Origin of the sequence: Bacillus atrophaeus, assembly GCF_001584335.1 — a bacterium.
Taxonomy (GTDB): domain Bacteria; phylum Bacillota; class Bacilli; order Bacillales; family Bacillaceae; genus Bacillus; species Bacillus atrophaeus.
The window spans coordinates 36,331-60,706 of record NZ_LSBB01000009.1 but is presented as its reverse complement, the minus strand read 5'-3'; the positions used below and the strand labels follow the sequence as shown (position 1 = coordinate 60,706).

The window sequence follows — 24,376 nt, the reverse complement described above, 5'->3', positions numbered from 1 at the left end:
AGTAGGACGCCGCCAAGCAAGTTGAAAAAAGGACAGCTCATATGAGCTGTCCTTTTTTGTGTTTTCAGGTTATTGGTTTCATTACATATTGTTTAGTTATATAATAAAATAACTTTAAAAAGATAAAGTCACTTTATATGAGAAGTCAGGTTTTACGTTTTGTTAAAGTGGAAATAATAGAGATAGAGCGAGAAAGTTGAAAAATCTTATGAAACACCTTATAGTAAGATTAAAGTCAAATATAGTCAAAGTCAATAAAGGAGGGGGTTGAGTGGGACATAATATTTCTGACATCATTGAACAGTATTTAAAACAAGTGTTAGATCAAAATGGCAAGGAAATTTTAGAGATAAAGCGCAGTGAGATTGCTGATAAGTTTCAATGTGTTCCTTCCCAAATTAATTATGTCATCAACACCAGGTTTACAAGCGAAAGAGGATATATTGTTGAAAGCAAACGCGGGGGCGGCGGATATATCAGAATCATTAAAATTAAAATGAATAATGAAGTTGTCCTTATTAATAATATTATTTCGCACATTCATACCCATCTGTCTCAAGCAGCCTCTGATGATATTATTCTCAGGCTATTAGAAGATGGGGTTATTTCAGAAAGAGAAGCAAAAATGATGGTCAGTGTCATGGACCGCTCAGTCCTATACATTGATTTGCCTGAGCGTGATGAATTAAGAGCCAGGATGATGAAAGCCATGCTGACATCTTTAAAACTAAAATAAGCGGGTGAAAAGATTGATTTGTCAAGAGTGCAATGAGAGGCCAGCCACTTTTCACTTTACAAAGGTTGTTAATGGAGAGAAAAAAGAAGTGCACATCTGTGAACAATGTGCAAAAGAAAATAGTGATTCATATGGTATAAGTGGGAATCATGGTTTCTCTATTCATAATTTATTATCAGGTTTGCTGAACATGGATTCTTCGTTTCAAAGTGCCGGCACTCAAATGTTTAATCATTCAGAGCCAGGATCAGCCTGCAAGAAGTGCGGAATGACATTTCAGCAATTTAGAAAAACAGGCCGTTTTGGCTGTGCGGAATGTTACAAAACGTTCCATAGTAATATCACTCCTATATTGCGTAAGGTACACAGCGGAAATACTGTTCATGCCGGGAAAATTCCAAAACGCATAGGCGGAAATATACACGTCAGACGACAAATTGATGTATTGAAAAAAGAATTAGAAACACTGATACACCAAGAAGAATTTGAAAAAGCTGCACAGGTCAGAGATCAAATTCGATCATTAGAGCATGCATTAAAAAGTACAGATAGCGAGGGGGAACAAGGGTAATGTCGCTAAAGCATTTTATTCAGGACGCATTAAGCAGTTGGATGAAGCAGAAAGGACCTGAAAGTGACATTGTACTCAGCAGCCGTATCCGTTTGGCCCGAAATTTTGATAATATTCGGTTTCCTACACGGTATTCAAATGAAGAAGCATCATCCATTATGCAGCAATTTGAAGACCAGTTTGCTGAGCATGAGGTTCCCGGTATTGGCAAGTTTGTTTTAATAAGAATGAACGATGCTCAGCCTTTAGAAAAGAGAGTGCTTGTTGAAAAGCATTTAATCAGTCCGAATTTAACGGAATCACCATTCGGCGGCTGTCTGCTTTCTGAAAATGAGGAAGTCAGCATAATGTTAAATGAGGAGGATCACATCAGGATCCAATGCCTTTTCCCCGGGTTTCAGCTTTTCAAAGCAATGGAAGCCGCGAATCAGGTCGATGACTGGATTGAGGAGAAAGTTGATTATGCATTTGGAGAACAAAGAGGTTATTTAACAAGCTGTCCTACAAATGTAGGTACAGGATTAAGGGCTTCAGTCATGATGCATTTGCCGGCTCTTGTTCTAACTAGGCAAATCAATCGAATTATTCCGGCAATTAACCAATTAGGGTTAGTTGTTAGAGGAATTTATGGTGAAGGCAGCGAAGCATTAGGAAATATCTTTCAAATTTCGAATCAAATCACACTCGGAAAATCAGAGCAGGATATCGTTGAAGACCTGAACAGCGTGGCTGCCCAGCTGATTGAACAGGAACGATCTGCACGAGAAGCCCTTTACCAAACATCTAAGATTGAGTTGGAGGATCGGGTGTATAGATCCTATGGCGTCTTATCCAACTGTCGAATGATAGAATCGAAAGAGACTGCAAAGTGTCTTTCAGATGTTCGGCTAGGTATAGATTTAGGCATCATTAAAGGCCTTTCAAGCAATATACTTAATGAATTAATGATTTTGACACAACCGGGGTTTTTACAGCAATATTCAGGCAGTGCATTGCGGCCGAACGAAAGAGATATTAGAAGGGCAGCTCTTATCAGGGAACGATTACATTTAGAAATGAATGCGAATAGACAGGAGGATGAATCGATATGATGTTTGGAAGATTTACAGAGCGCGCGCAAAAGGTATTGGCACTTGCACAGGAGGAAGCACTTCGTTTAGGGCATAACAATATTGGCACAGAGCATATTTTATTAGGACTGGTACGCGAAGGAGAAGGTATTGCAGCTAAAGCGCTTCAAGCACTTGGCCTCGGTTCTGATAAAATCCAAAAAGAAGTGGAGAGCTTAATTGGACGCGGACAAGAAATGTCCCAAACCATTCATTATACTCCAAGAGCTAAAAAAGTGATTGAGCTTTCAATGGATGAGGCAAGAAAACTTGGTCATTCTTACGTAGGGACAGAACATATCCTTCTCGGACTCATACGCGAAGGAGAAGGTGTGGCAGCGAGAGTGCTGAATAACCTTGGCGTAAGTTTAAATAAAGCGAGACAGCAGGTTCTCCAGCTTCTTGGAAGCAATGAAACAGGATCTTCTGCCTCAGGAACAAACAGCAATGCAAATACTCCGACGCTTGACAGCTTGGCGAGAGATTTAACAGCGATAGCGAAGGAAGACAGCCTTGATCCGGTTATCGGCAGAAGCAAGGAAATTCAGCGGGTAATTGAAGTGCTGAGCCGCAGAACGAAAAACAATCCTGTGCTTATCGGGGAACCGGGTGTAGGGAAAACGGCTATTGCTGAAGGGCTTGCACAGCAAATCATCAACAATGAAGTTCCTGAAATCTTGCGCGATAAACGTGTTATGACATTAGACATGGGAACGGTCGTTGCCGGCACAAAGTACCGTGGTGAATTTGAAGACCGTTTGAAAAAGGTAATGGATGAAATTCGTCAAGCAGGCAATATTATTCTCTTTATTGATGAGCTTCATACATTGATAGGGGCAGGCGGAGCAGAAGGTGCGATTGATGCATCAAATATTTTAAAGCCGTCACTTGCCCGCGGAGAGCTGCAATGCATCGGGGCGACCACTCTTGATGAGTACCGCAAATATATTGAAAAAGATGCAGCGCTTGAGCGCCGATTCCAACCAATCCAGGTTGATCAGCCTTCTGTAGACGAAAGCGTTCAAATATTAAGAGGGTTACGTGACCGGTATGAAGCGCATCACCGGGTTTCAATTACTGATGAAGCCATTGAAGCTGCGGTTAAGCTTTCTGACCGATATATTTCTGATCGGTTCCTTCCGGATAAAGCAATTGATTTGATTGATGAAGCAGGTTCTAAAGTAAGATTGCGTTCATTTACAACTCCACCAAATTTGAAGGAGCTTGAACAAAAACTTGATGAAGTCCGTAAAGAAAAAGATGCGGCGGTGCAAAGCCAAGAGTTTGAAAAAGCCGCCTCATTACGCGATACAGAACAGCGTTTAAGAGAACAAGTGGAAGATACGAAGAAAACGTGGAAAGAGAAACAAGGCCAGGAAAATTCAGAAGTATCGGTTGAAGATATCGCAATGGTTGTTTCAAGTTGGACCGGGGTTCCTGTTTCTAAAATTGCGCAAACTGAAACGGATAAGCTGCTGAATATGGAAAATCTCCTTCATTCCCGTGTTATCGGGCAGGATGAAGCCGTTGTAGCTGTTGCTAAGGCTGTCAGACGCGCGAGAGCAGGGTTGAAAGACCCGAAACGGCCGATTGGTTCATTCGTATTCTTAGGCCCTACAGGTGTAGGGAAAACCGAGCTTGCAAGAGCACTTGCTGAATCCATTTTCGGTGATGAAGAAGCGATGATCAGAATCGATATGTCAGAATACATGGAGAAACACTCGACATCAAGACTTGTCGGTTCACCTCCTGGATATGTCGGTTATGATGAAGGCGGTCAGTTAACAGAAAAAGTTAGAAGAAAACCATACTCTGTTGTGCTGCTTGATGAAATTGAAAAAGCGCATCCGGATGTATTCAATATTCTTTTACAAGTGCTTGAAGATGGCCGTCTGACTGATTCGAAGGGACGCACAGTTGATTTCCGCAATACAATTCTTATCATGACGTCGAACGTCGGAGCCAGCGAGCTGAAACGCAATAAGTACGTTGGTTTTAATGTTCAGGATGAGACTCAAAATCACAAAGACATGAAAGATAAAGTAATGGGTGAGCTGAAACGGGCATTCAGACCGGAGTTTATCAACCGTATTGATGAGATTATTGTATTCCACTCACTCGAGAAGAAACATCTAAATGAAATTGTGACACTTATGTCGGATCAATTAACAAAACGCCTAAAAGAACAAGACCTATCAATTGAGCTGACAGAAGCTGCAAAAGCGAAAGTAGCCGATGAAGGGGTAGATCTGGAGTACGGCGCCCGTCCGTTAAGAAGAGCAATTCAAAAGCATGTAGAAGACCGTTTATCAGAGGAACTGCTTAGAGGAAATATTGATAAAGGTCAGCATATTGTGCTTGATGTTGAAGATGGAGAGTTTGTCGTAAAAACGACAGCTAAAACGAATAATTTATAAGATGAAAAAGAGGCATACAGCGAGTAAGTGTATGCCTCAATTTCTTATCAAGGAAACTGACAAGGGAGAGGTCTTACATCATCTATGGCTAAATCAAAAACGAAATTTATCTGCCAATCCTGCGGCTATGAATCCGCAAAGTGGATGGGGAAATGTCCAGGCTGCGGAGCTTGGAACACAATGACAGAAGAAACAGTAAAAAAAACACCGGCTAATCGCAGAGCAGCTTTTGCACACTCTACCCAAACCGTAAAGAAACCTTCACCTATCACATCAATAGAAACATCTGAAGAACCCCGAATTAAAACACAGCTTGGAGAATTTAACAGAGTGCTGGGCGGCGGTGTTGTGAAGGGCTCACTTGTCTTAATTGGAGGAGATCCCGGTATTGGTAAGTCAACCTTGCTGCTTCAGGTATCCGCTCAGTTATCAGACTCCACGCATAGTGTGCTCTACATTTCAGGCGAGGAATCTGTGAAACAAACGAAACTCAGAGCAGATCGGCTCGATATTAATAACCAAACGTTACATGTTTTAGCTGAAACCGACATGGAGTATATTTCGTCTGCTATACAAGAGATGAATCCAGCATTTGTGGTTGTTGACTCCATTCAGACGGTCTATCAAAGCGATATTACATCAGCTCCGGGCAGTGTGTCGCAAGTCAGGGAGTGTACGGCAGAGCTGATGAGAATTGCTAAGACAAAGGGTATACCGATTTTTATCGTAGGACATGTAACAAAAGAAGGTTCAATTGCTGGTCCGAGACTGTTGGAACATATGGTTGATACTGTTCTTTACTTTGAAGGAGAGCGGCATCATACGTTCCGCATCCTGCGGGCAGTAAAAAACCGTTTCGGCTCTACAAATGAAATGGGCATTTTCGAAATGCGGGAAGAGGGTCTGACAGAGGTGCTGAATCCTTCTGAAATCTTTCTTGAGGAACGATCAGCCGGAGCGGCAGGTTCCAGCATAGTAGCATCTATGGAAGGAACCAGACCGATTCTTGTGGAAATACAGGCCCTTATCTCACCGACCAGCTTTGGGAATCCCCGGCGTATGGCCACGGGAATTGACCATAACAGAGTGTCACTGCTCATGGCAGTGTTAGAAAAAAGAGTTGGGCTGCTGCTTCAAAATCAAGATGCGTATTTAAAGGTAGCAGGCGGCGTTAAGCTGGATGAACCGGCAATCGATCTCGCTGTAGCTGTCAGTATTGCATCAAGCTTTAGGGATACACCGCCAAATCCTGCCGACTGCATTATAGGAGAAGTCGGTTTAACAGGTGAGGTCCGCAGGGTATCCAGAATTGAACAGCGTGTGAAAGAAGCTGCTAAACTTGGATTTAAGCGTATGATCATACCTGCGGCGAATTTAGATGGATGGACAAAACCAAAAGGGATTGAGGTTGTCGGAGTAGCAAATGTTGCAGAAGCGCTTCGTACTTCATTAGGAGGATCATAATAGATGGAAAAAGAGAAAAAAGGGGCGAAACAAGAGTTGGATCTCTCGGCTATATTACAATTTGTGGCGCCGGGAACGCCGCTCAGAGCTGGAATAGAGAATGTTTTAAGAGCCAATACAGGCGGTTTAATCGTTGTAGGCTACAACGATAAAGTGAAAGAGGTAGTGGATGGCGGCTTTCATATTAATACGTCCTTTGCGCCGGCGCATTTGTATGAGCTGGCTAAGATGGACGGGGCTATCATTTTAAGTGATTCTGGGCAAAAAATACTTTATGCCAATACTCAGCTGATGCCTGAGGCGACAATATCTTCTTCTGAAACCGGAATGCGTCACCGCACGGCGGAAAGGGTAGCGAAACAAACGGGCTGTTTGGTTATCGCTATTTCAGAGCGGAGAAATGTCATTACGTTATATCAGGAAAACATGAGGTATACGTTAAAAGACATCGGTTTTATCTTAACAAAAGCAAATCAAGCCATTCAAACACTTGAAAAGTATAAGACCATTCTTGATAAAACGATAACGGCGCTGAATGCCTTGGAATTTGAAGAGCTGGTCACATTCAGTGATGTGCTCTCCGTTATGCACAGATATGAAATGGTGCTGAGAATTAAAAATGAAATTAATATGTATATCAAAGAATTAGGTACCGAAGGACATTTAATCAGGTTGCAGGTCATTGAACTGATTACAGACATGGAAGAAGAGGCTGCCTTATTTATTAAGGACTATGTGAAGGAAAAAATCAAAGACCCATTTGTGCTTTTGAAGGAGCTTCAGGATATGTCCAGTTATGATTTGCTGGATGACTCTATTGTATATAAGCTGCTTGGCTATTCAGCCTCTACAAATCTTGAAGATTATGTTTTACCTAGAGGTTACAGACTTCTTCATAAAATCCCGCGGCTGCCGATGCCGATTGTTGAGAATGTAGTGGAAGCTTTTGGCGTTCTGCCAAGGATTATTGAAGCAAGTGCAGAAGAATTAGATGATGTTGAGGGCATAGGTGAGGTACGAGCCCAAAAAATTAAAAAAGGCTTAAAACGTCTTCAAGAAAAGCATTATATTGACAGACAGCTGTAAATGTAGATTAAAACGATTTCATTTCGGGTATATTATTGCTGGTTTTTGTTTATTCTGATATTCGTAGGTTTTTACAAATTTTGATTCAAAAAATATTTATCTTAAAAAGGAGGTGGGGGTATGTTAAAACGAATAGTTCAGGCGTTCTTCATTATTTTTGGCGGCGTTGTCGGTATATTTTTAATACCTGAATTGTTTGTGCTGTTAAATATACAGGACATACCTTTAGTAACAAACGCGTATACGTCTGCGGCAATTGGTGCCATTATCTTTTTTCTCATCAGTATATGGGGAACAGAATATGTTGTAAACTGGGTGAAGTGGATAGAGGATTCTTTGTTGAAAGCTCCGGTTCCAGATTTGTTATTTGGGAGTCTCGGCTTAGTATTTGGACTTATAATCGCTTATCTTATCGTAAATGTGATTCCTTTAGACAATATACCATACCGAATTCTCAGCACGATTATTCCTGTCTTTTTAGCTTTCTTTCTGGGCTATCTCGGCTTTCAGGTCGGCTTTAAGAAAAAGGATGAGCTAATCAGCCTGTTCTCGATTTCTTCAAGAATGCAAAAGAAAAAAGGTACGGCTGAGGAAGAGCATGAAGAGCAGGATAAAAAGCTGAAAATTTTAGACACAAGTGTTATTATTGATGGGAGAATTGCAGATATTTGCCAAACTGGTTTTTTAGAAGGGATCATCGTTATTCCGCAGTTTGTCCTTGGAGAATTGCAGCATATTGCCGATTCTTCTGACGTATTAAAGCGAAACAGAGGACGCCGCGGCCTTGATATTTTAAATCGCATCCAAAAAGAATTGGATATTAAAGTGGAAATATATGAAGGCGACTTTGAAGATATACAGGAGGTTGACAGCAAGCTTGTTAAATTGGCCAAACTGACTTCCGGAGTCGTAGTGACAAATGATTTTAATTTAAATAAAGTATGTGAGCTTCAAAAAGTAGCGGTGCTGAACATTAATGATCTGGCCAATGCTGTGAAGCCTGTAGTGCTTCCGGGTGAAGAAATGAATGTGCAGGTCATCAAAGACGGGAAAGAGCATAACCAAGGTGTTGCCTACTTGGATGACGGTACCATGATTGTAGTGGAAGAAGGGCGGAACTATATTGGCAAGCATATTGATGTGCTCGTAACAAGTGTGCTGCAAACAGCGGCTGGAAGAATGATTTTTGCAAAGCCGAAGCTGTTGGAGAAGGCTCTTTAGAGGGAGAAAGAATATGAACTATGATGTAGTGATTCTTGCCGCCGGACAGGGGAAACGAATGAAGGCGGGAAGGAATAAGCTGTTTATTGAGCTGAAAGATGCTCCGGTTATCATTCACACTTTAAGAGTGTTTGACAGCCATAGACCGTGCCGAAAAATCATCTTAGTCATAAATGAACATGACCATGAAGATTTTCAAGGACTGCTGAAACAGTATTCGTTTGATACAGCGATCGAGGTTGTGAAGGGCGGAGATGAACGGCAGCATAGTGTGTATGAGGGCCTCAAAACAATAAGGCAAGAAAATATTGTGCTTGTTCACGACGGCGCGCGTCCTTTTGTGAAGCATAAACAAATTGATAAGCTGATCGAAACAGCAGAGCAGACAGGAGCGGCAATCCTTGCTGTTCCTGTGAAAGATACCATTAAACGCGTTCAAGGCTCTGAAGTCACTGAGACTATTGAACGTTCAAGCTTGTGGGCCGTTCAAACGCCACAAGCTTTTCGTCTTTCCTTATTGATGGAGGCTCATAGGGAAGCTGAAAGAAAAGGTTTTTTAGGAACGGATGACGCCAGTCTCGTTGAGGAGCTGGAGGGTGCTTATGTAAGTGTCGTCGAAGGTGATTACACGAATATTAAACTGACGACACCGGATGATTTAATAGCGGCAGAAGCAATCATGAGAGCGGAAAGTGGGAATGAATATGTTTAGAATCGGACAAGGTTTTGATGTGCATCAGCTGGCGGAAGGCCGGCCTCTTATTATCGGAGGAATTGAAATCCCTTATGAAAAGGGTCTGCTCGGACATTCTGATGCTGATGTTTTACTTCATACAATTGCTGACGCCTGCCTCGGAGCAGTTGGAGAGGGAGACATCGGCAAGCATTTTCCAGATACGGATCCGGAATTTAAGGACGCAGATTCCTTCAAATTGCTGCAGCATGTTTGGGATATTGTGAAACAAAAAGGTTATGTTCTAGGGAATCTGGACTGTACCATTATCGCCCAAAAGCCGAAGATGGCGCCATACATAGAAGACATGAGAAAAAGAATTGCTGAAGGCCTTGGAGCCGATACCTCTCAGATTAATGTAAAGGCTACGACAACTGAGAAACTTGGGTTTACGGGTAGAGCCGAAGGAATAGCGGCGCAGGCGACAGTGCTGATACAAAAAGGCTAATCTTATTTTGATGCACGATCTATTTGGTGGTAGAATAGATGCATATATTTTACTTGAGGCCAGACCTGAGATGAAAGGAAGTATTAGAAAATGGGAAATGAAGTACGCGTTCGCTATGCACCGAGTCCAACGGGACATTTGCATATAGGAAATGCCAGAACGGCTCTTTTTAATTATTTATTTGCCCGCAATCAAGGCGGAAAGTTTATTATTCGTGTAGAGGATACGGACCAAAAACGCAATATTGAGGGCGGAGAACAAAGCCAGCTGAATTATTTGAAGTGGCTCGGCATTGATTGGGACGAAAGTGTAGATGTCGGCGGAGAATACGGCCCGTACCGTCAGTCTGAGCGTAACGATATCTACCGAGTCTATTATGAAGAGCTTCTTGAAAAAGGGCTTGCTTATAAATGTTTCTGTACGGAAGAAGAACTTGAAAAAGAACGCGAAGAACAGATTGCCCGCGGCGAGATGCCCCGTTATTCAGGCAAGCACAGAAATCTGACTCAGGAAGAGCAGGATCAATTCCTTGCTGAAGGCAGAAAGCCGAGTATTCGGTTCCGTGTGCCGGAAGGAAAGATCATTGCCTTTAACGATATCGTAAAAGGTGAGATTTCTTTCGAATCAGACGGCATTGGTGATTTTGTCATTGTGAAAAAAGACGGAACACCGACGTATAACTTTGCTGTAGCGGTTGATGATTATTTGATGAAAATGACGCATGTGCTGCGCGGTGAAGACCATATTTCAAACACGCCGAAACAAATCATGATTTATCAAGCATTCGGATGGGATATTCCTGTGTTTGGCCACATGACGTTAATCGTGAATGAAAGCCGCAAAAAGCTCAGTAAACGCGATGAGTCCATCATTCAATTCATCGAGCAATATAAAGATTTAGGATACTTGCCAGAAGCGCTGTTTAACTTTATCGGCCTATTAGGCTGGTCTCCAGTAGGAGAAGAAGAACTTTTTACAAAGGAACAGTTTATTGAAATTTTTGATGTGAATCGTTTATCAAAATCACCAGCATTGTTTGATATGCATAAACTAAAATGGGTCAACAACCAATATGTGAAAGAGCTGGATCTTGAGCAGGTCGTTGAACTGACGCTTCCGCATTTACAGAAGGCCGGTAAAGTCGGAACTGAACTTTCTCCGGAACAGCAGGAATGGATTCGCAAGCTGATTTCTTTATATCATGAGCAATTAAGCTTCGGCGCAGAAATTGTTGAGCTTACTGATTTGTTCTTTAAGGAAGATATCGAGTATAATCAAGAGGCGAAGACTGTTTTAGATGAAGAGCAGGTGCCGGAAGTGCTTAGTGTGTTCGCTGCGAAGCTGGAAGAACTCGAGGAGTTTACACCGGATCATATTAAAGCTTCCATCAAAGCAGTGCAAAAAGAAACAGGACATAAAGGGAAAAAGTTATTTATGCCGATTCGTGTAGCGGTAACTGGCCAGACTCACGGCCCTGAGCTTCCGCAATCGATTGAGCTGATTGGAAGAGAAACCGTTATTAAACGTTTGAAAAATGCTTAATATATGAAATTGTTGACAGGGAAGAGTATAAAACATTAGACCATCACAGAAAGGATCTTCATGGCTGAGAGAGATCCATGGTCGGGTTTTAGAAGTGCGCCCTTAAGACCTTTGAAGAACATTTTGCGAAAAATAAGTATTCAAAGGCGGATGCCGCCGTTATCGGTTAAAGTTGGGAGAACAGTGATCTGTTTTTCAAACAGAGTGGAACCGCGCGGTAAAAGCGTCTCTGTCATGTTGCATGCAGAGACGCTTTTTTTATTGCCTGAAAACAAAAAAAGACAGAAGGAAGCGGGTAGAACGGGGGGAAGCATGTGTTTTTTAAAATGCTTAAAGAAGACATTGATACAGTGTTTGACCAAGATCCGGCAGCAAGAAGCTATTTTGAAGTGATTTTAACTTATTCTGGTTTACATGCTATATGGGCGCATCGGATTGCACATGCTTTATATAAACGGAAATTTTATTTCCTTGCACGCCTTATTTCTCAGATCAGCAGATTTTTTACCGGCATTGAAATCCACCCCGGCGCGACGATAGGGAGAAGGTTCTTTATTGATCATGGTATGGGGGTTGTCATAGGCGAGACGTGCGAAATCGGCAACAATGTGACTGTCTTTCAAGGCGTCACTCTTGGGGGAACGGGGAAAGAAAAAGGGAAGAGGCATCCGACGATCAAGGATGATGCTTTAATAGCGACAGGAGCTAAGGTGCTCGGCTCGATTACAGTCGGAGAAGGTTCGAAAATAGGGGCTGGCTCCGTGGTGCTTCACAATGTTCCTGATTTTTCTACTGTTGTGGGGATACCTGGAAGAGTAGTTGTCCAAAATGGCCAAAAAATTAAACGCGACTTAAATCATCAGGATTTACCTGATCCGGTTTCTGACCGATTTAAGTCTTTAGAGAAGGAAATCTTACAGCTGAAAAGTGAACTTGAAGAAAGAAAAGAAAGGATAAACCAAAAATGACAATCACTCTTTATAATACGCTGACAAGACAAAAGGAAACGTTTGTTCCTCTCGAGGAGGGAAAGGTGAAAATGTATGTGTGCGGCCCGACCGTATACAACTATATTCACATCGGAAATGCCCGTCCCGCTATCGTGTATGATACGGTTCGCAACTATTTGGAATACAGAGGTTACGATGTGCAGTATGTCTCTAACTTCACGGATGTGGATGATAAATTAATCAGAGCGGCTGACGAACTCGGCGAGGATGTTCCGACCATTTCTGAACGTTTTATCAAGGCATATTTTGAAGATGTTGGCGCCTTAGGCTGCAAGAAAGCCGATCTGCATCCGCGTGTAACAGAAAATATGGATGCTATTATTGATTTTGTTCAAGAACTGATAAAAAAAGGCTATGCTTATGAGTCCGATGGAGATGTTTATTTTAAAACGAGAGCATTTGAAGGATACGGAAAGCTTTCTCAGCAATCAATCGATGAACTGAGATCAGGCGCCCGCATCCGAGTAGGCGAGAAAAAAGAAGATGCCCTTGACTTTGCTCTATGGAAAGCGGCAAAAGACGGCGAAATTTCCTGGGATGCCCCGTGGGGAAAAGGCCGTCCGGGCTGGCACATCGAATGCTCCGCGATGGTAAAGAAATATCTTGGGGAACAGATTGATATCCATGCGGGCGGACAGGATTTAACGTTCCCTCACCATGAAAATGAAATTGCACAATCTGAAGCTTTAACAGGCAAGACATTTGCAAAGTATTGGCTTCATAATGGCTATATTAATATTGACAATGAAAAAATGTCTAAATCACTGGGGAACTTTGTTCTGGTGCATGACATTATTAAAAAGCATGATCCGCAGCTGTTGAGATTTTTTATGCTTTCTGTGCATTACCGTCATCCGATTAACTACTCAGAAGAGCTTTTGGAAAATACAAAGAATGCCTTTAATCGTTTGAAAACAGCCTACAGCAACTTGCTTCATCGCTTGAACAGCAGCACGAACTTAACCGCTGATGATGACGAGTGGCTGAAAAAAATCGAAGAACACAGAACCGCTTTTGAAGAAGCGATGGACGATGACTTTAATACCGCAAACGCCATTTCAATTTTGTTTGAGTTAGCGAAGCATGCCAATTACTATTTGCAGGAAGATAATACTGCAGATAAAGTGATTAACGCCTTTATTGAGATGTTTGACAGAATCGCTTCTGTGCTGGGTCTTACAATGGGTGAGCAAGAACTTCTTGATCAAGATGTTGAGGAATTGATTGAGAAAAGAAATGAAGCGCGACGCAACCGTGATTTTGCTTTATCAGACCAAATCCGCGATCAGCTGAAAAGCATGAATATCATTCTTGAGGATACGGCTCAGGGAACTCGCTGGAAGCGGGGAGAGTAACGAATGCTTCAATTTGATCCAATAAAAGATTCAAAGCAGTTAAACGGGCTTGCACTTGCTTATATAGGTGATGCTATTTTTGAGGTTTACGTCAGGCATCACCTGCTTAAGCAGGGGTTTACAAAGCCTAATGATCTTCACAAAAAATCAAGCCGTATTGTATCTGCGAAATCTCAGGCCAATATCCTTTTCCATCTTCAAAATGAAACATTTTTTACGGAGGAAGAGGAGGCTGTGCTGAGAAGAGGCAGAAATGCTAAGTCAGGCACCACGCCTAAAAACACAGATGTTCAGACGTACCGTTATAGTACAGCATTTGAAGCCTTGATCGGACACCTTTTTCTTGAGAAAAAAGAAGAAAGACTGAATCAGCTGGTTGCTGAAGCTATACAATTCGGGACGTCAGGGAGGAAAACAAATGAGTCAGCAACATGATTACGTCATAGGAAAAAATGCAGTCATCGAGACGTTAAAATCAGATCGGGAACTGTACAAGCTATGGATGGCGGAAAACACCGTAAAGGGACAAGCACAGCAGGTGATTGAGCTTGCAAAAAAACAAGGCATCACGATTCAATATGTTCCGAGAAAAAAACTGGATCAAATGGTTTCCGGGCAGCACCAAGGAATTGTGGCACAAGTAGCCGCGTATGAGTATGCAGAATTAGACGATCTATATAAAAGAGCGGAAGAGAAAAACGAACAGCCTTTCTTTCTCGTGTTAGACGAGCTGGAGGACCCGCATAATCTCGGCTCCATCATGAGAACGGCTGATGCGGTAGGCGCTCATGGCATCGTCATCCCAAAACGCAGAGCCGTGGGACTGACAACGACGGTGGCGAAAGCTTCTACAGGAGCCATTGAGCATATTCCGGTTGTAAAAGTCACCAACCTGGCACGCACTTTGGAGGAAATGAAAGAGCGGGGAATCTGGGTTGTCGGAACGGATGCTTCTGCCCGTGAGGATTATCGCACAATGGACGGCACCATGCCTTTAGCCTTGGTCATCGGCAGTGAAGGAAAGGGAATGGGCCGGCTTGTCAAAGAAAAATGCGATTTTCTAATCAAACTCCCTATGGCGGGGAAAGTTACTTCTCTCAACGCCTCTGTAGCGGCCGGCCTTTTGATGTATGAGATCTATAGGAAACGAAGCCCGCTGGGAGAATAATGAAAAATGGATATCCTGTTAGTAGACGGATACAACATGATTGGAGCTTGGCCGCAGCTAAAGGATTTAAAAGCGAACAGTTTTGAAGAAGCAAGGGACGTATTGATTCAAAAGATGGCGGAATACCAATCATATACTGGGAATAGGGTGATTGTTGTTTTTGACGCCCATCTCGTAAAAGGTATTGAGAAGAAACGGACCAACCACAGAGTTGAAGTCATTTTCACAAAAGAAAATGAGACAGCTGATGAGCGGATTGAGAAGCTTGCCCAAGCGTTGAATAATATCGCGACTCAGATTCATGTTGCGACGTCTGATTACACCGAACAATGGGCGATTTTCGGACAAGGGGCGCTGCGAAAGTCCGCTCGGGAGCTGTTAAGAGAAGTCGAAACCATTGAAAGGCGAATTCAAAGGCGGGTCAGAAAGATTACTTCCGAAAAGCCGGCAGGTAAAATCGCCCTATCAGAAGAAGTATTGAAAACGTTTGAAAAATGGCGGCGGGGCGACTTGGATTAGGTTGACGCTTTTTTGTCCAGTAATGTATAATATTTCTATCTACGTGCGCCGGGGGGATCGGAGTGAATCTACAGAACAACAAGGGGAAATTCAACAAAGAGCAGTTTTGCCAGTTGGAGGACGAGCAGGTCATTGAAAAGGTTCATGTTGGGGACAGTGATGCGTTAGATTACTTGATTACGAAATACCGTAATTTCGTTAGGGCAAAGGCCAGATCCTATTTTTTAATAGGCGCTGACAGAGAAGATATCGTGCAGGAAGGAATGATTGGCCTCTATAAGTCTATTCGTGACTTTAGAGAGGACAAGCTTACCTCTTTCAAAGCTTTTGCAGAATTATGTATTACCCGCCAAATTATTACCGCAATAAAGACAGCTACTCGCCAGAAACACATTCCTTTGAATTCCTATGTCTCTTTGGATAAACCGATTTTTGATGAAGAATCAGACCGGACACTGCTTGATGTGATTTCGGGAGCAAAAACACTGAACCCTGAGGAAATGATCATCAATCAAGAAGAATTTGATGATATTGAGATGAAAATGGGAGAATTGTTAAGTGATTTAGAGAGAAAAGTGCTTGTCCTTTATCTTGACGGAAGAAGTTACCAAGAGATCTCGGATGACTTAAACCGGCACGTAAAATCCATCGACAATGCTCTTCAGCGTGTGAAACGAAAGCTGGAGAAGTACTTGGAAATCCGTGAAATCAGTTTATGATAGGTATTTATGGTATATTGACAGTATTTTTCTGACTGTGATATGTTACTAAAATAAAGATCTAACGTCTATTTAGAAAAAGGTGTAATGACATGAGAAAAAAAATTACGTTGGCATGTAAGGCATGCGGAAACCGTAATTATACAACGATGAAAAGCTCTGCATCAGCAGCTGAGCGTTTAGAAGTTAAGAAATACTGCAGTTCTTGCAATTCACATACAGCTCATTTAGAAACAAAATAGTTTTTTTCGCTTTTTAAATTGTGGAGGTCTTTTACATGCGTATGATGAGTTTCTTTAAAGATGTAGGGAAAGAAATGAAAAAGGTAAGCTGGCCTAAAGGGAAAGAGTTAACGCGCTATACCATCACGGTTATATCAACAGTAATCTTTTTTGTTATCTTTTTTGCCCTCCTTGATACAGGAATTTCTCAATTAATTCGTTTAATAGTTGAATAATGGTCAGCAATACGTGCTATAATAGATCATAATATCACTTACCAAAAACCCGTTCAGCGGGTTTTTTCATTGTGTTGAAATTGAAAGTTGTCATAGGCTCGCAGCCTATTTTTTGCTTTAAGGCGTTACGTTTTATATTAAATATTTTTTGCGGGGAGGGAAGGACTGCACAAGTCCTGAATGAGAATGGAAAAGAATTGGTATGTTGTTCACACGTACTCTGGTTATGAGAACAAAGTAAAAGCCAACTTGGAAAAACGTGTTGAATCAATGGGGATGCAGGATAAAATTTTCCGTGTAGTCGTGCCTGAAGAAGAAGAGACCGATATCAAAAACGGTAAGAAAAAAGTTGTGAAAAAGAAAGTGTTCCCTGGTTACGTGCTTGTTGAAATCGTCATGACAGATGATTCTTGGTATGTCGTCCGGAATACGCCGGGAGTTACAGGCTTTGTCGGATCAGCGGGTTCAGGCTCAAAACCGACTGCGCTTCTGCCGGGTGAAGCTGAAACCATTCTGAAGAGAATGGGAATGGACGAGCGTAAAACGGAAATCGATTTTGAATTAAAAGAGACAGTGAAAGTCATAGACGGACCATTTGCCAACTTTACAGGATCAATTGAAGAAATTGATTATGATAAAAGCAAGGTTAAGGTGTTCGTTAATATGTTCGGCCGTGAAACGCCGGTTGAGCTGGAATTTACCCAGATCGACAAATTGTAATGTGAAAAAACTTGAAATTGCTATATAGAAATGATAATATAGCAAAGGTACGTCTTGGGTTTCCAAGGCAGCTAGCTTGATATTTCGTCATTCATATAAAGAATGAAACCTTGAGTGGGAGGGTTTACCCTATTACCACATCACGGACTTAAGGAGGTGTGTCTCGTGGCTAAAAAAGTAGTAAAAGTTGTAAAATTGCAAATTCCTGCTGGAAAAGCTAACCCAGCTCCGCCAGTTGGACCTGCACTAGGTCAAGCCGGTGTAAACATCATGGGATTCTGTAAGGAGTTTAACGCTCGTACAGCTGACCAAGCTGGTCTAATCATTCCTGTTGAAATTTCGGTTTACGAAGACCGTTCATTTACATTTATTACAAAAACTCCACCTGCTGCAGTATTGCTTAAAAAAGCGGCTGGAATTGAGTCTGGTTCTGGTGAACCAAACCGTAATAAAGTTGCAACCGTTAAGCGCGATAAAGTACGCGAAATCGCTGAAACGAAAATGCCTGACTTAAACGCAGCAGACGTTGAAGCGGCAATGCGCATGGTTGAAGGTACTGCCCGCAGTATGGGTATTGTAATCGAGGATTAATTTGTTTCTTGTTGGGTTGCGAGTTTTAACAAGTTCGCAACCCTTATTCGTGGGAGGTCATTCCGCTATAACCACATAAGGAGGAAATTTTAAAATGGCTAAAAAAGGTAAAAAGTACGTTGAAGCTGCTAAGCTTGTAGACCGTGCGAAAGCATACGGTGTAGCTGAAGCGGTGGAACTTACAAAAAAAACGAACACAGCTAAGTTTGACGCTACAGTTGAAGTAGCATTCCGTTTAGGGGTTGACCCTCGTAAAAACGACCAGCAAATCCGCGGTGCAGTAGTACTTCCAAATGGTACTGGTAAAACTCAACGCGTTCTTGTTTTCGCAAAAGGCGAAAAAGCAAAAGAAGCTGAAGCTGCTGGTGCAGATTACGTTGGCGATTCAGATTATATCACTAAAATTCAGCAAGGCTGGTTTGATTTTGATGTAATCGTGGCAACTCCTGATATGATGGGTGAAGTCGGTAAAATCGGACGTGTGCTTGGACCAAAAGGTCTTATGCCAAACCCTAAAACTGGAACTGTTACATTCGAAGTTGAAAAAGCGATCAATGAAATCAAAGCTGGTAAAGTTGAATACCGCGTTGATAAAGCTGGTAACATCCATGTTCCAATCGGTAAAGTTTCTTTTGAGGATGAAAAACTTGTTGAGAACTTCACAACAATGTATGACACTATCCTAAAAGCAAAACCTGCTGCGGCTAAAGGTGTTTACGTGAAAAACGTTGCTGTAACATCTACTATGGGCCCTGGAATCAAAGTGGACGCTTCTACTTTCAGCGTAAAATAAGTATTGACTTTAAAACAGCATTCTGATATTATTCAAAATGTTGTAAAATAAAATATGTCATTTATACCGCAGACAGTAGGGGCTTTACGGCTTAATATCCTACCGAGGTGTATATATATCACAGCTATTACGTTACGTACGCTTGTATATACAGCCTCCATGTCGAATGGAGGCTTTTTATATGTCATTCGTCGTTCAGAGTCGTGATCACCTAACGGTATAAGTGTTACACAACGAATCTACAGGAGGTGTAACCATGAGCAGCGCAATTGAAACAAAAAAAGTTGTTGTTGAAGAGATTGCTTCTAAACTTAAAGAAAGCAAATCAACGATTATCGTTGATTACCGCGGACTTAGCGTGGCTGAAGTAACTGAACTTCGTAAACAACTTCGTGAAGCTAACGTTGAGTTCAAAGTTTACAAAAACTCTATGACTCGCCGTGCGGTTGAACAAGTTGAACTTACTGGTTTGAATGATGTCTTAACTGGACCGAACGCTATTGCATTCAGTACAGAAGATGTTATCGCTCCGGCAAAAGTTATTAACGAATTTGCTAAAACCCACGAAGCTCTAGAAATCAAAGCTGGCGTAATCGAAGGAAACGTCTCTACGGTTGAAGAAGTGAAAGCTCTTGCTGAACTTCCATCACGCGACGGATTACTTTCTATGTTGCTTAGCGTTCTTCAAGCTCCAGTTCGTAACCTTGCACTTGCTACTAAAGCAGTGGCAGAACAAAAGGAAGAACAAGGCGCTTAATTTTATCTGTATCTAAATAAAACAAATGGAGGAATTACAAATGGCTTTAAATATCGAAGAAATCATTGCTTCCGTTAAAGAAGCAACTGTACTTGAATTGAACGACCTAGTAAAAGCAATCGAAGAAGAATTTGGCGTAACTGCTGCTGCTCCTGTAGCTGTAGCTGGCGGAGCTGCTGCTGGCGGAGCTGCTGAAGAGCAAAGCGAATTCGACCTTATCCTTTCTGGTGCAGGCGGACAAAAAATCAAAGTTATCAAAGTTGTACGTGAAATCACTGGTCTTGGCTTGAAAGAAGCTAAAGAACTTGTTGACAACACTCCAAAACCACTTAAAGAAGGTATTGCTAAAGAAGAAGCTGAAGAGCTTAAAGCTAAACTTGAAGAAGTTGGCGCTTCTGTAGAAGTTAAGTAATCTTCACTTGCCTGAAGGGGAAGCTCGCTTTTATAAGGCGGGCTTTTTCTTTGCTTTTCTTTAAGCAATTAAAATGAGGAGGTTCTAATGATGAGTGAACACTATTATTCAGAAAAACCTTCAGTTAAAAGCAACAAACAATCATGGTCTTTTAATTTGCGCAATAAAGACTTTACATTTACAAGCGACAGCGGAGTCTTTTCAAAAAAGGAAGTTGATTTTGGATCTCGTCTGCTGATTGAATCCTTTGAAGAACCGGAAGCCGAAGGTGATTTTTTAGATGTAGGCTGCGGTTATGGTCCAATCGGGCTTTCGCTTGCAAGTGATTTTAAAGACCGGACCATCCACATGATCGACGTTAACGAAAGAGCCGTAGAGCTATCAAATGAAAATGCAGAACACAACGGAATTGAGAATGTCCGTATTTATCAGAGTGATTTATTTTCAAATGTTGATTCTGCTCAAACATTTGCCTCTATTATAACTAATCCCCCAATCCGCGCCGGAAAAAAAGTTGTCCATGCCATCTTTGAAAAAAGCGCTGAACACCTAAGGCCTTCAGGTGATTTGTGGATCGTCATACAGAAAAAACAAGGCGGGCCTTCTGCCATTGATAAACTTAAGGAGCTTTTTGATGAAGTTTCCGTTGTTCAAAAAAAGAAAGGCTATTATATCATAAAAGCAAAAAAAGTTTGACTCGGTATTTTAGCTATGTTAATATTATAAAATGCCAATGTATATATTTTACTTGATATGATAAAATGTCATTCACTATGTATAATTTATACAAGTATGGAAATGCTAATAAAATCGGTATTTGTTTTTGGATGTGGTTTTCTTAATTAGAAACCCTTTTTTCTTTTGTCTTGTAAAAGTATTCTCTTTTACTTGTATTTAAAAAGAAATACTTATTACACATATAATACGCATGATTTGAGGGGTGAATCAGTTGACAGGTCAACTAGTTCAGTATGGACGACACCGCCAGCGCAGAAGCTATGCTCGCATTAGCGAAGTGTTAGAATTACCAAATCTCATTGAAATTCAAACCTCTTCTTATCAGTGGTTTCTTGATGAGGGTCTTAGAGAGATGTTTCAAGACATATCGCCAATTGAGGATTTCACTGGTAACCTCTCTCTTGAGTTCATTGACTACAGTTTAGGAGATCCTAAGTATCCTGTAGAAGAATCAAAAGAACGTGATGTGACTTATTCAGCTCCGCTAAGAGTGAAGGTTCGTTTAATTAACAAAGAAACTGGAGAGGTAAAAGACCAAGATGTCTTCATGGGAGATTTCCCTATTATGACAGATACAGGTACTTTTATCATCAATGGTGCGGAACGTGTTATCGTATCTCAGCTTGTTCGGTCTCCAAGTGTATATTTCAGTGGTAAAGTAGACAAAAACGGTAAAAAAGGTTTTACCGCGACTGTCATTCCAAACCGTGGCGCATGGTTAGAATACGAAACTGATGCGAAAGATGTTGTTTATGTCCGCATTGATCGCACACGTAAGTTGCCGGTTACGGTTCTTTTGCGTGCTCTCGGCTTCGGCTCCGATCAAGAGATTACTGATCTTATCGGAGAAAACGAGTATTTGCGCAATACGCTTGATAAAGATAACACTGAAAACAGTGATAAAGCGCTTCTTGAAATCTACGAGCGCCTCCGTCCTGGAGAACCGCCTACAGTAGAAAACGCAAAAAGCTTGCTTGATTCCCGTTTCTTCGATCCGAAACGGTACGATCTTGCCAATGTAGGACGCTATAAAATTAATAAAAAACTTCATATCAAGAATCGCCTGTTTAACCAAAGACTTGCAGAAACACTTGTTGATCCTGAAACTGGTGAAATTCTTGCAGAAAAAGGACAGATTCTTGACAGAAGAACACTTGATAAAGTGCTGCCATACTTAGAAAACGGAATCGGTTTTAGAAAACTGTATCCTAATGGCGGCGTTGTCGAAGATGAAGTGACGCTTCAATCCATTAAAATCTTTGCTCCTACGGATGCCGAAGGAGAACAGACGATTAATGTGATCGGCAATGCGTACATTGAAGAGGCGATTAAAAACATTACGCCTGCTGATATTATTTCTTCTATCAGCTACTTCTTCAACCTGCTTCACGGAGTAGGCGACACAGATGATATCGATCATCTTGGGAACCGCCGTTTACGTTCTGTCGGTGAGCTTTTGCAAAACCAATTCCGTATCGGTCTAAGCAGAATGGAACGTGTCGTTCGTGAAAGAATGTCAATCCAGGATACGAATACTATCACTCCGCAGCAGCTTATCAATATTCGTCCTGTTATCGCGTCTATTAAAGAGTTCTTTGGAAGCTCTCAGCTTTCTCAGTTCATGGATCAGACGAACCCGCTTGCTGAATTAACGCACAAGCGCCGTCTGTCAGCTCTTGGACCTGGCGGATTGACACGTGAGCGCGCCGGAATGGAAGTACGTGACGTTCACTACTCCCACTATGGCCGTATGTGTCCGATTGAAACGCCTGAGGGCCCGAACATCGGTTTGATCAACTCATTATCATCATATGCGAAAGTGAATCGCTTTGGTTTTATTGAAACGCCATACCGCCGTGTTGACCCTGAAACAGGAAAAGTAACACCTAGAATCGACTACTTAACTGCTGATGAAGAAGATAACTATGTTGTCGCTCAAGCAAACGCGCGACTTGATGACGAGGGTTCTTTCGTAGATGACAGCATTGTAGCCCGTTTCAGAGGGGAGAACACCGTTGTTCCTAGAAACCGTGTGGATTACATGGATGTATCGCCTAAGCAGGTTGTATCTGCTGCGACTGCGTGTATCCCGTTCTTGGAAAACGATGACTCCAACCGTGCATTAATGGGAGCGAACATGCAACGTCAGGCTGTGCCTCTTATGCAGCCGGAAGCGCCATTCGTCGGTACAGGGATGGAATATGTATCCGGGAAAGACTCCGGTGCTGCCGTCATCTGTAAACACCCTGGAATCGTTGAGCGCGTTGAAGCGAAAAACGTTTGGGTGCGCCGTTATGAAGATGTAGACGGTCAAAAAGTAAAAGGAAACCTGGATAAATACAGCTTGCTGAAATTTGTCCGCTCTAACCAAGGTACTTGCTATAACCAGCGTCCGATTGTAAGTGTCGGCGATGAAGTAGTAAAAGGAGAAATCCTTGCTGACGGTCCTTCTATGGAGTTAGGTGAACTTGCACTTGGCCGCAACGTCATGGTCGGCTTCATGACATGGGATGGCTATAACTATGAGGATGCCATCATTATGAGCGAACGTCTTGTGAAGGACGATGTTTATACATCTATTCACATTGAAGAATATGAATCAGAAGCACGTGATACAAAACTTGGACCGGAAGAAATCACTCGTGATATTCCGAACGTCGGGGAAGACGCGCTCCGCAATCTTGACGAACGCGGAATCATCCGTATCGGTGCTGAAGTGAATGACGGAGATCTTCTCGTAGGTAAAGTAACGCCAAAAGGTGTGACTGAACTTACAGCTGAAGAACGCCTGCTTCATGCCATCTTTGGTGAAAAAGCACGCGAGGTCCGTGACACGTCTCTTCGTGTGCCTCACGGCGGCGGCGGAATCATCCACGATGTGAAGGTCTTTAACCGTGAAGACGGTGACGAACTTCCTCCGGGTGTAAATCAGCTAGTACGTGTATATATCGTTCAGAAACGTAAAATTTCTGAAGGAGATAAAATGGCCGGTCGTCACGGTAACAAAGGTGTTATCTCCAAGATTCTTCCAGAAGAAGATATGCCTTACCTTCCTGACGGCACACCGATTGATATCATGCTTAACCCGCTTGGCGTACCATCACGTATGAACATCGGGCAAGTATTGGAGCTTCATATGGGAATGGCAGCTCGTTACCTAGGCATTCACATTGCTTCGCCGGTATTTGACGGAGCACGTGAAGAAGACGTGTGGGAAACACTTGAAGAAGCCGGAATGTCCAGAGATGCGAAGACTGTTCTTTACGACGGACGTACTGGAGAGCCGTTTGACAACCGTGTATCTGTCGGTATCATGTACATGATTAAACTGGCTCACATGGTTGACGATAAACTTCATGCACGCTCTACAGGTCCTTACTCACTTGTTACGCAACAGCCTCTTGGCGGTAAAGCTCAATTTGGCGGACAGCGTTTTGGTGAGATGGAGGTTTGGGCACTTGAAGCTTACGGTGCTGCTTACACTCTTCAAGAAATTCTTACTGTTAAGTCCGATGACGTGGTTGGCCGAGTGAAAACATACGAAGCCATCGTGAAAGGCGATAATGTTCCAGAACCAGGTGTTCCGGAATCATTCAAAGTATTAATTAAAGAACTTCAAAGCTTGGGTATGGATGTTAAAATCCTTTCCGGTGATGAAGAAGAGATAGAAATGAGAGATTTAGAAGACGACGAGGATGGCAAGCAAGCTGACGGTCTGGCTTTATCAAATGATGAAGAGCCGGAAGAAGCTGCTGCACCTGCAGACGTTGAACGTGATGTAGTAACAAAAGAATAGTCTCTAAGTTATAA

25 protein-coding genes and 2 other annotated features are annotated in these 24,376 nt (G+C 42.2%); all 25 genes read left to right on the top strand.

Going from position 1 to position 24,376, the window contains the following annotated elements; genetic code table 11:
- The first annotated feature begins 271 nt into the window (after positions 1-271).
- Positions 272-736, top strand: a complete 465-nt coding sequence (ctsR, locus tag AXI57_RS07960; protein WP_003328320.1) for a transcriptional regulator CtsR — start codon at positions 272-274, stop codon at positions 734-736.
- A 13-nt stretch (positions 737-749) separates the two neighbouring features.
- Positions 750-1,307: a protein-arginine kinase activator protein McsA gene (locus AXI57_RS07955; RefSeq protein WP_003328319.1), complete on the top strand. Its 558-nt coding sequence runs from the start codon at positions 750-752 to the stop codon at positions 1,305-1,307.
- The gene (locus tag AXI57_RS07950; protein WP_061669754.1) at positions 1,307-2,398 is read left to right on the top strand and encodes a protein-arginine kinase McsB; all 1,092 of its coding nucleotides are present in this window, start codon (positions 1,307-1,309) and stop codon (positions 2,396-2,398) included. The genes AXI57_RS07955 and AXI57_RS07950 overlap by 1 nt, the downstream gene beginning before the upstream one ends.
- Entirely contained in the window at positions 2,395-4,833 is a 2,439-nt protein-coding gene (clpC, locus tag AXI57_RS07945; protein ID WP_003328317.1) for an ATP-dependent protease ATP-binding subunit ClpC, read from the top strand. Before AXI57_RS07950 ends, clpC begins: the two co-directional genes overlap by 4 nt.
- A gap of 84 nt (positions 4,834-4,917) precedes the next feature.
- The gene (gene radA, locus AXI57_RS07940) at positions 4,918-6,297 is read left to right on the top strand and encodes a DNA repair protein RadA (protein WP_013390723.1); all 1,380 of its coding nucleotides are present in this window, start codon (positions 4,918-4,920) and stop codon (positions 6,295-6,297) included.
- A 3-nt stretch (positions 6,298-6,300) separates the two neighbouring features.
- Positions 6,301-7,383, top strand: coding sequence for a DNA integrity scanning diadenylate cyclase DisA (gene disA, locus AXI57_RS07935; RefSeq protein WP_010787418.1), 1,083 nt, complete (start codon positions 6,301-6,303; stop codon positions 7,381-7,383).
- A 120-nt stretch (positions 7,384-7,503) separates the two neighbouring features.
- A complete protein-coding gene (locus AXI57_RS07930) occupies positions 7,504-8,604 on the top strand; it encodes a PIN/TRAM domain-containing protein (protein WP_003328314.1) in 1,101 nt (366 codons plus the stop codon).
- Positions 8,605-8,617: 13 nt separating this feature from the next.
- Entirely contained in the window at positions 8,618-9,316 is a 699-nt protein-coding gene (gene ispD / locus AXI57_RS07925) for a 2-C-methyl-D-erythritol 4-phosphate cytidylyltransferase (RefSeq protein WP_061669753.1), read from the top strand.
- Entirely contained in the window at positions 9,309-9,785 is a 477-nt protein-coding gene (ispF, locus tag AXI57_RS07920) for a 2-C-methyl-D-erythritol 2,4-cyclodiphosphate synthase (protein WP_061669751.1), read from the top strand. Before ispD ends, ispF begins: the two co-directional genes overlap by 8 nt.
- A 90-nt stretch (positions 9,786-9,875) precedes the next feature.
- The gene (gene gltX, locus AXI57_RS07915) at positions 9,876-11,327 is read left to right on the top strand and encodes a glutamate--tRNA ligase (protein ID WP_003328311.1); all 1,452 of its coding nucleotides are present in this window, start codon (positions 9,876-9,878) and stop codon (positions 11,325-11,327) included.
- 3 nt (positions 11,328-11,330) lie between these two features.
- Positions 11,331-11,561: a binding site (T-box leader), on the top strand.
- A gap of 80 nt (positions 11,562-11,641) precedes the next feature.
- The gene (cysE, locus tag AXI57_RS07910) at positions 11,642-12,295 is read left to right on the top strand and encodes a serine O-acetyltransferase (RefSeq protein ID WP_010787422.1); all 654 of its coding nucleotides are present in this window, start codon (positions 11,642-11,644) and stop codon (positions 12,293-12,295) included.
- Positions 12,292-13,692, top strand: coding sequence for a cysteine--tRNA ligase (gene cysS / locus AXI57_RS07905; protein WP_003328308.1), 1,401 nt, complete (start codon positions 12,292-12,294; stop codon positions 13,690-13,692). The genes cysE and cysS overlap by 4 nt, the downstream gene beginning before the upstream one ends.
- Positions 13,693-13,695: 3 nt before the next feature.
- Entirely contained in the window at positions 13,696-14,127 is a 432-nt protein-coding gene (locus tag AXI57_RS07900; RefSeq protein ID WP_010787424.1) for a Mini-ribonuclease 3, read from the top strand.
- Positions 14,111-14,860: a 23S rRNA (guanosine(2251)-2'-O)-methyltransferase RlmB gene (gene rlmB / locus AXI57_RS07895; protein ID WP_003328306.1), complete on the top strand. Its 750-nt coding sequence runs from the start codon at positions 14,111-14,113 to the stop codon at positions 14,858-14,860. Before AXI57_RS07900 ends, rlmB begins: the two co-directional genes overlap by 17 nt.
- 6 nt (positions 14,861-14,866) lie before the next feature.
- Positions 14,867-15,379, top strand: a complete 513-nt coding sequence (gene rae1 / locus AXI57_RS07890; RefSeq protein WP_003328305.1) for a ribosome-dependent mRNA decay endonuclease Rae1/YacP — start codon at positions 14,867-14,869, stop codon at positions 15,377-15,379.
- 62 nt (positions 15,380-15,441) lie between these two features.
- Complete coding sequence (sigH, locus tag AXI57_RS07885; RefSeq protein WP_003328304.1) at positions 15,442-16,098, top strand: RNA polymerase sporulation sigma factor SigH; 657 nt, start codon at positions 15,442-15,444, stop codon at positions 16,096-16,098.
- Between the two features lie 92 nt (positions 16,099-16,190).
- The gene (gene rpmG, locus AXI57_RS07880) at positions 16,191-16,340 is read left to right on the top strand and encodes a 50S ribosomal protein L33 (protein WP_003328303.1); all 150 of its coding nucleotides are present in this window, start codon (positions 16,191-16,193) and stop codon (positions 16,338-16,340) included.
- 35 nt (positions 16,341-16,375) lie between these two features.
- On the top strand, positions 16,376-16,555 hold the full coding sequence (gene secE / locus AXI57_RS07875) for a preprotein translocase subunit SecE (protein WP_003156422.1): 180 nt from the start codon (positions 16,376-16,378) through the stop codon (positions 16,553-16,555).
- A 186-nt stretch (positions 16,556-16,741) separates the two neighbouring features.
- Positions 16,742-17,275 (top strand): transcription termination/antitermination protein NusG, encoded by a 534-nt coding sequence (gene nusG / locus AXI57_RS07870; RefSeq protein WP_003328302.1) that lies wholly within the window; start codon positions 16,742-16,744, stop codon positions 17,273-17,275.
- Between the two features lie 165 nt (positions 17,276-17,440).
- Positions 17,441-17,866 (top strand): 50S ribosomal protein L11, encoded by a 426-nt coding sequence (gene rplK, locus AXI57_RS07865; protein WP_003156430.1) that lies wholly within the window; start codon positions 17,441-17,443, stop codon positions 17,864-17,866.
- Between the two features lie 94 nt (positions 17,867-17,960).
- Positions 17,961-18,659 (top strand): 50S ribosomal protein L1, encoded by a 699-nt coding sequence (gene rplA / locus AXI57_RS07860; protein WP_003328300.1) that lies wholly within the window; start codon positions 17,961-17,963, stop codon positions 18,657-18,659.
- A 48-nt stretch (positions 18,660-18,707) separates the two neighbouring features.
- Positions 18,708-18,848 (top strand) — a sequence feature (ribosomal protein L10 leader region).
- 67 nt (positions 18,849-18,915) lie between these two features.
- Entirely contained in the window at positions 18,916-19,416 is a 501-nt protein-coding gene (gene rplJ, locus AXI57_RS07855) for a 50S ribosomal protein L10 (protein ID WP_003328299.1), read from the top strand.
- 40 nt (positions 19,417-19,456) lie between these two features.
- A complete protein-coding gene (rplL, locus tag AXI57_RS07850; RefSeq protein WP_003328298.1) occupies positions 19,457-19,828 on the top strand; it encodes a 50S ribosomal protein L7/L12 in 372 nt (123 codons plus the stop codon).
- Between the two features lie 90 nt (positions 19,829-19,918).
- Entirely contained in the window at positions 19,919-20,524 is a 606-nt protein-coding gene (locus tag AXI57_RS07845) for a class I SAM-dependent methyltransferase (RefSeq protein ID WP_003328297.1), read from the top strand.
- Positions 20,525-20,777: 253 nt separating this feature from the next.
- On the top strand, positions 20,778-24,362 hold the full coding sequence (rpoB, locus tag AXI57_RS07840; protein ID WP_003328296.1) for a DNA-directed RNA polymerase subunit beta: 3,585 nt from the start codon (positions 20,778-20,780) through the stop codon (positions 24,360-24,362).
- The last annotated feature ends 14 nt before the right edge of the window (positions 24,363-24,376 follow it).

Coding starts and splice junctions, on each gene's coding strand:
- AXI57_RS07950 (WP_061669754.1), top strand. CDS start 1,307: ATGTCGCTAAAGCATTTTATTCAGGACGCATTAAGCAGTTGGATGAAG.
- clpC (WP_003328317.1), top strand. CDS start 2,395: ATGATGTTTGGAAGATTTACAGAGCGCGCGCAAAAGGTATTGGCACTT.
- radA (WP_013390723.1), top strand. CDS start 4,918: ATGGCTAAATCAAAAACGAAATTTATCTGCCAATCCTGCGGCTATGAA.
- disA (WP_010787418.1), top strand. CDS start 6,301: ATGGAAAAAGAGAAAAAAGGGGCGAAACAAGAGTTGGATCTCTCGGCT.
- AXI57_RS07930 (WP_003328314.1), top strand. CDS start 7,504: ATGTTAAAACGAATAGTTCAGGCGTTCTTCATTATTTTTGGCGGCGTT.
- ispD (WP_061669753.1), top strand. CDS start 8,618: ATGAACTATGATGTAGTGATTCTTGCCGCCGGACAGGGGAAACGAATG.
- ispF (WP_061669751.1), top strand. CDS start 9,309: ATGTTTAGAATCGGACAAGGTTTTGATGTGCATCAGCTGGCGGAAGGC.
- gltX (WP_003328311.1), top strand. CDS start 9,876: ATGGGAAATGAAGTACGCGTTCGCTATGCACCGAGTCCAACGGGACAT.
- cysS (WP_003328308.1), top strand. CDS start 12,292: ATGACAATCACTCTTTATAATACGCTGACAAGACAAAAGGAAACGTTT.
- AXI57_RS07900 (WP_010787424.1), top strand. CDS start 13,696: ATGCTTCAATTTGATCCAATAAAAGATTCAAAGCAGTTAAACGGGCTT.
- rlmB (WP_003328306.1), top strand. CDS start 14,111: ATGAGTCAGCAACATGATTACGTCATAGGAAAAAATGCAGTCATCGAG.
- rae1 (WP_003328305.1), top strand. CDS start 14,867: ATGGATATCCTGTTAGTAGACGGATACAACATGATTGGAGCTTGGCCG.
- rpmG (WP_003328303.1), top strand. CDS start 16,191: ATGAGAAAAAAAATTACGTTGGCATGTAAGGCATGCGGAAACCGTAAT.
- secE (WP_003156422.1), top strand. CDS start 16,376: ATGCGTATGATGAGTTTCTTTAAAGATGTAGGGAAAGAAATGAAAAAG.
- nusG (WP_003328302.1), top strand. CDS start 16,742: ATGGAAAAGAATTGGTATGTTGTTCACACGTACTCTGGTTATGAGAAC.
- rplA (WP_003328300.1), top strand. CDS start 17,961: ATGGCTAAAAAAGGTAAAAAGTACGTTGAAGCTGCTAAGCTTGTAGAC.
- rplJ (WP_003328299.1), top strand. CDS start 18,916: ATGAGCAGCGCAATTGAAACAAAAAAAGTTGTTGTTGAAGAGATTGCT.
- rplL (WP_003328298.1), top strand. CDS start 19,457: ATGGCTTTAAATATCGAAGAAATCATTGCTTCCGTTAAAGAAGCAACT.
- AXI57_RS07845 (WP_003328297.1), top strand. CDS start 19,919: ATGAGTGAACACTATTATTCAGAAAAACCTTCAGTTAAAAGCAACAAA.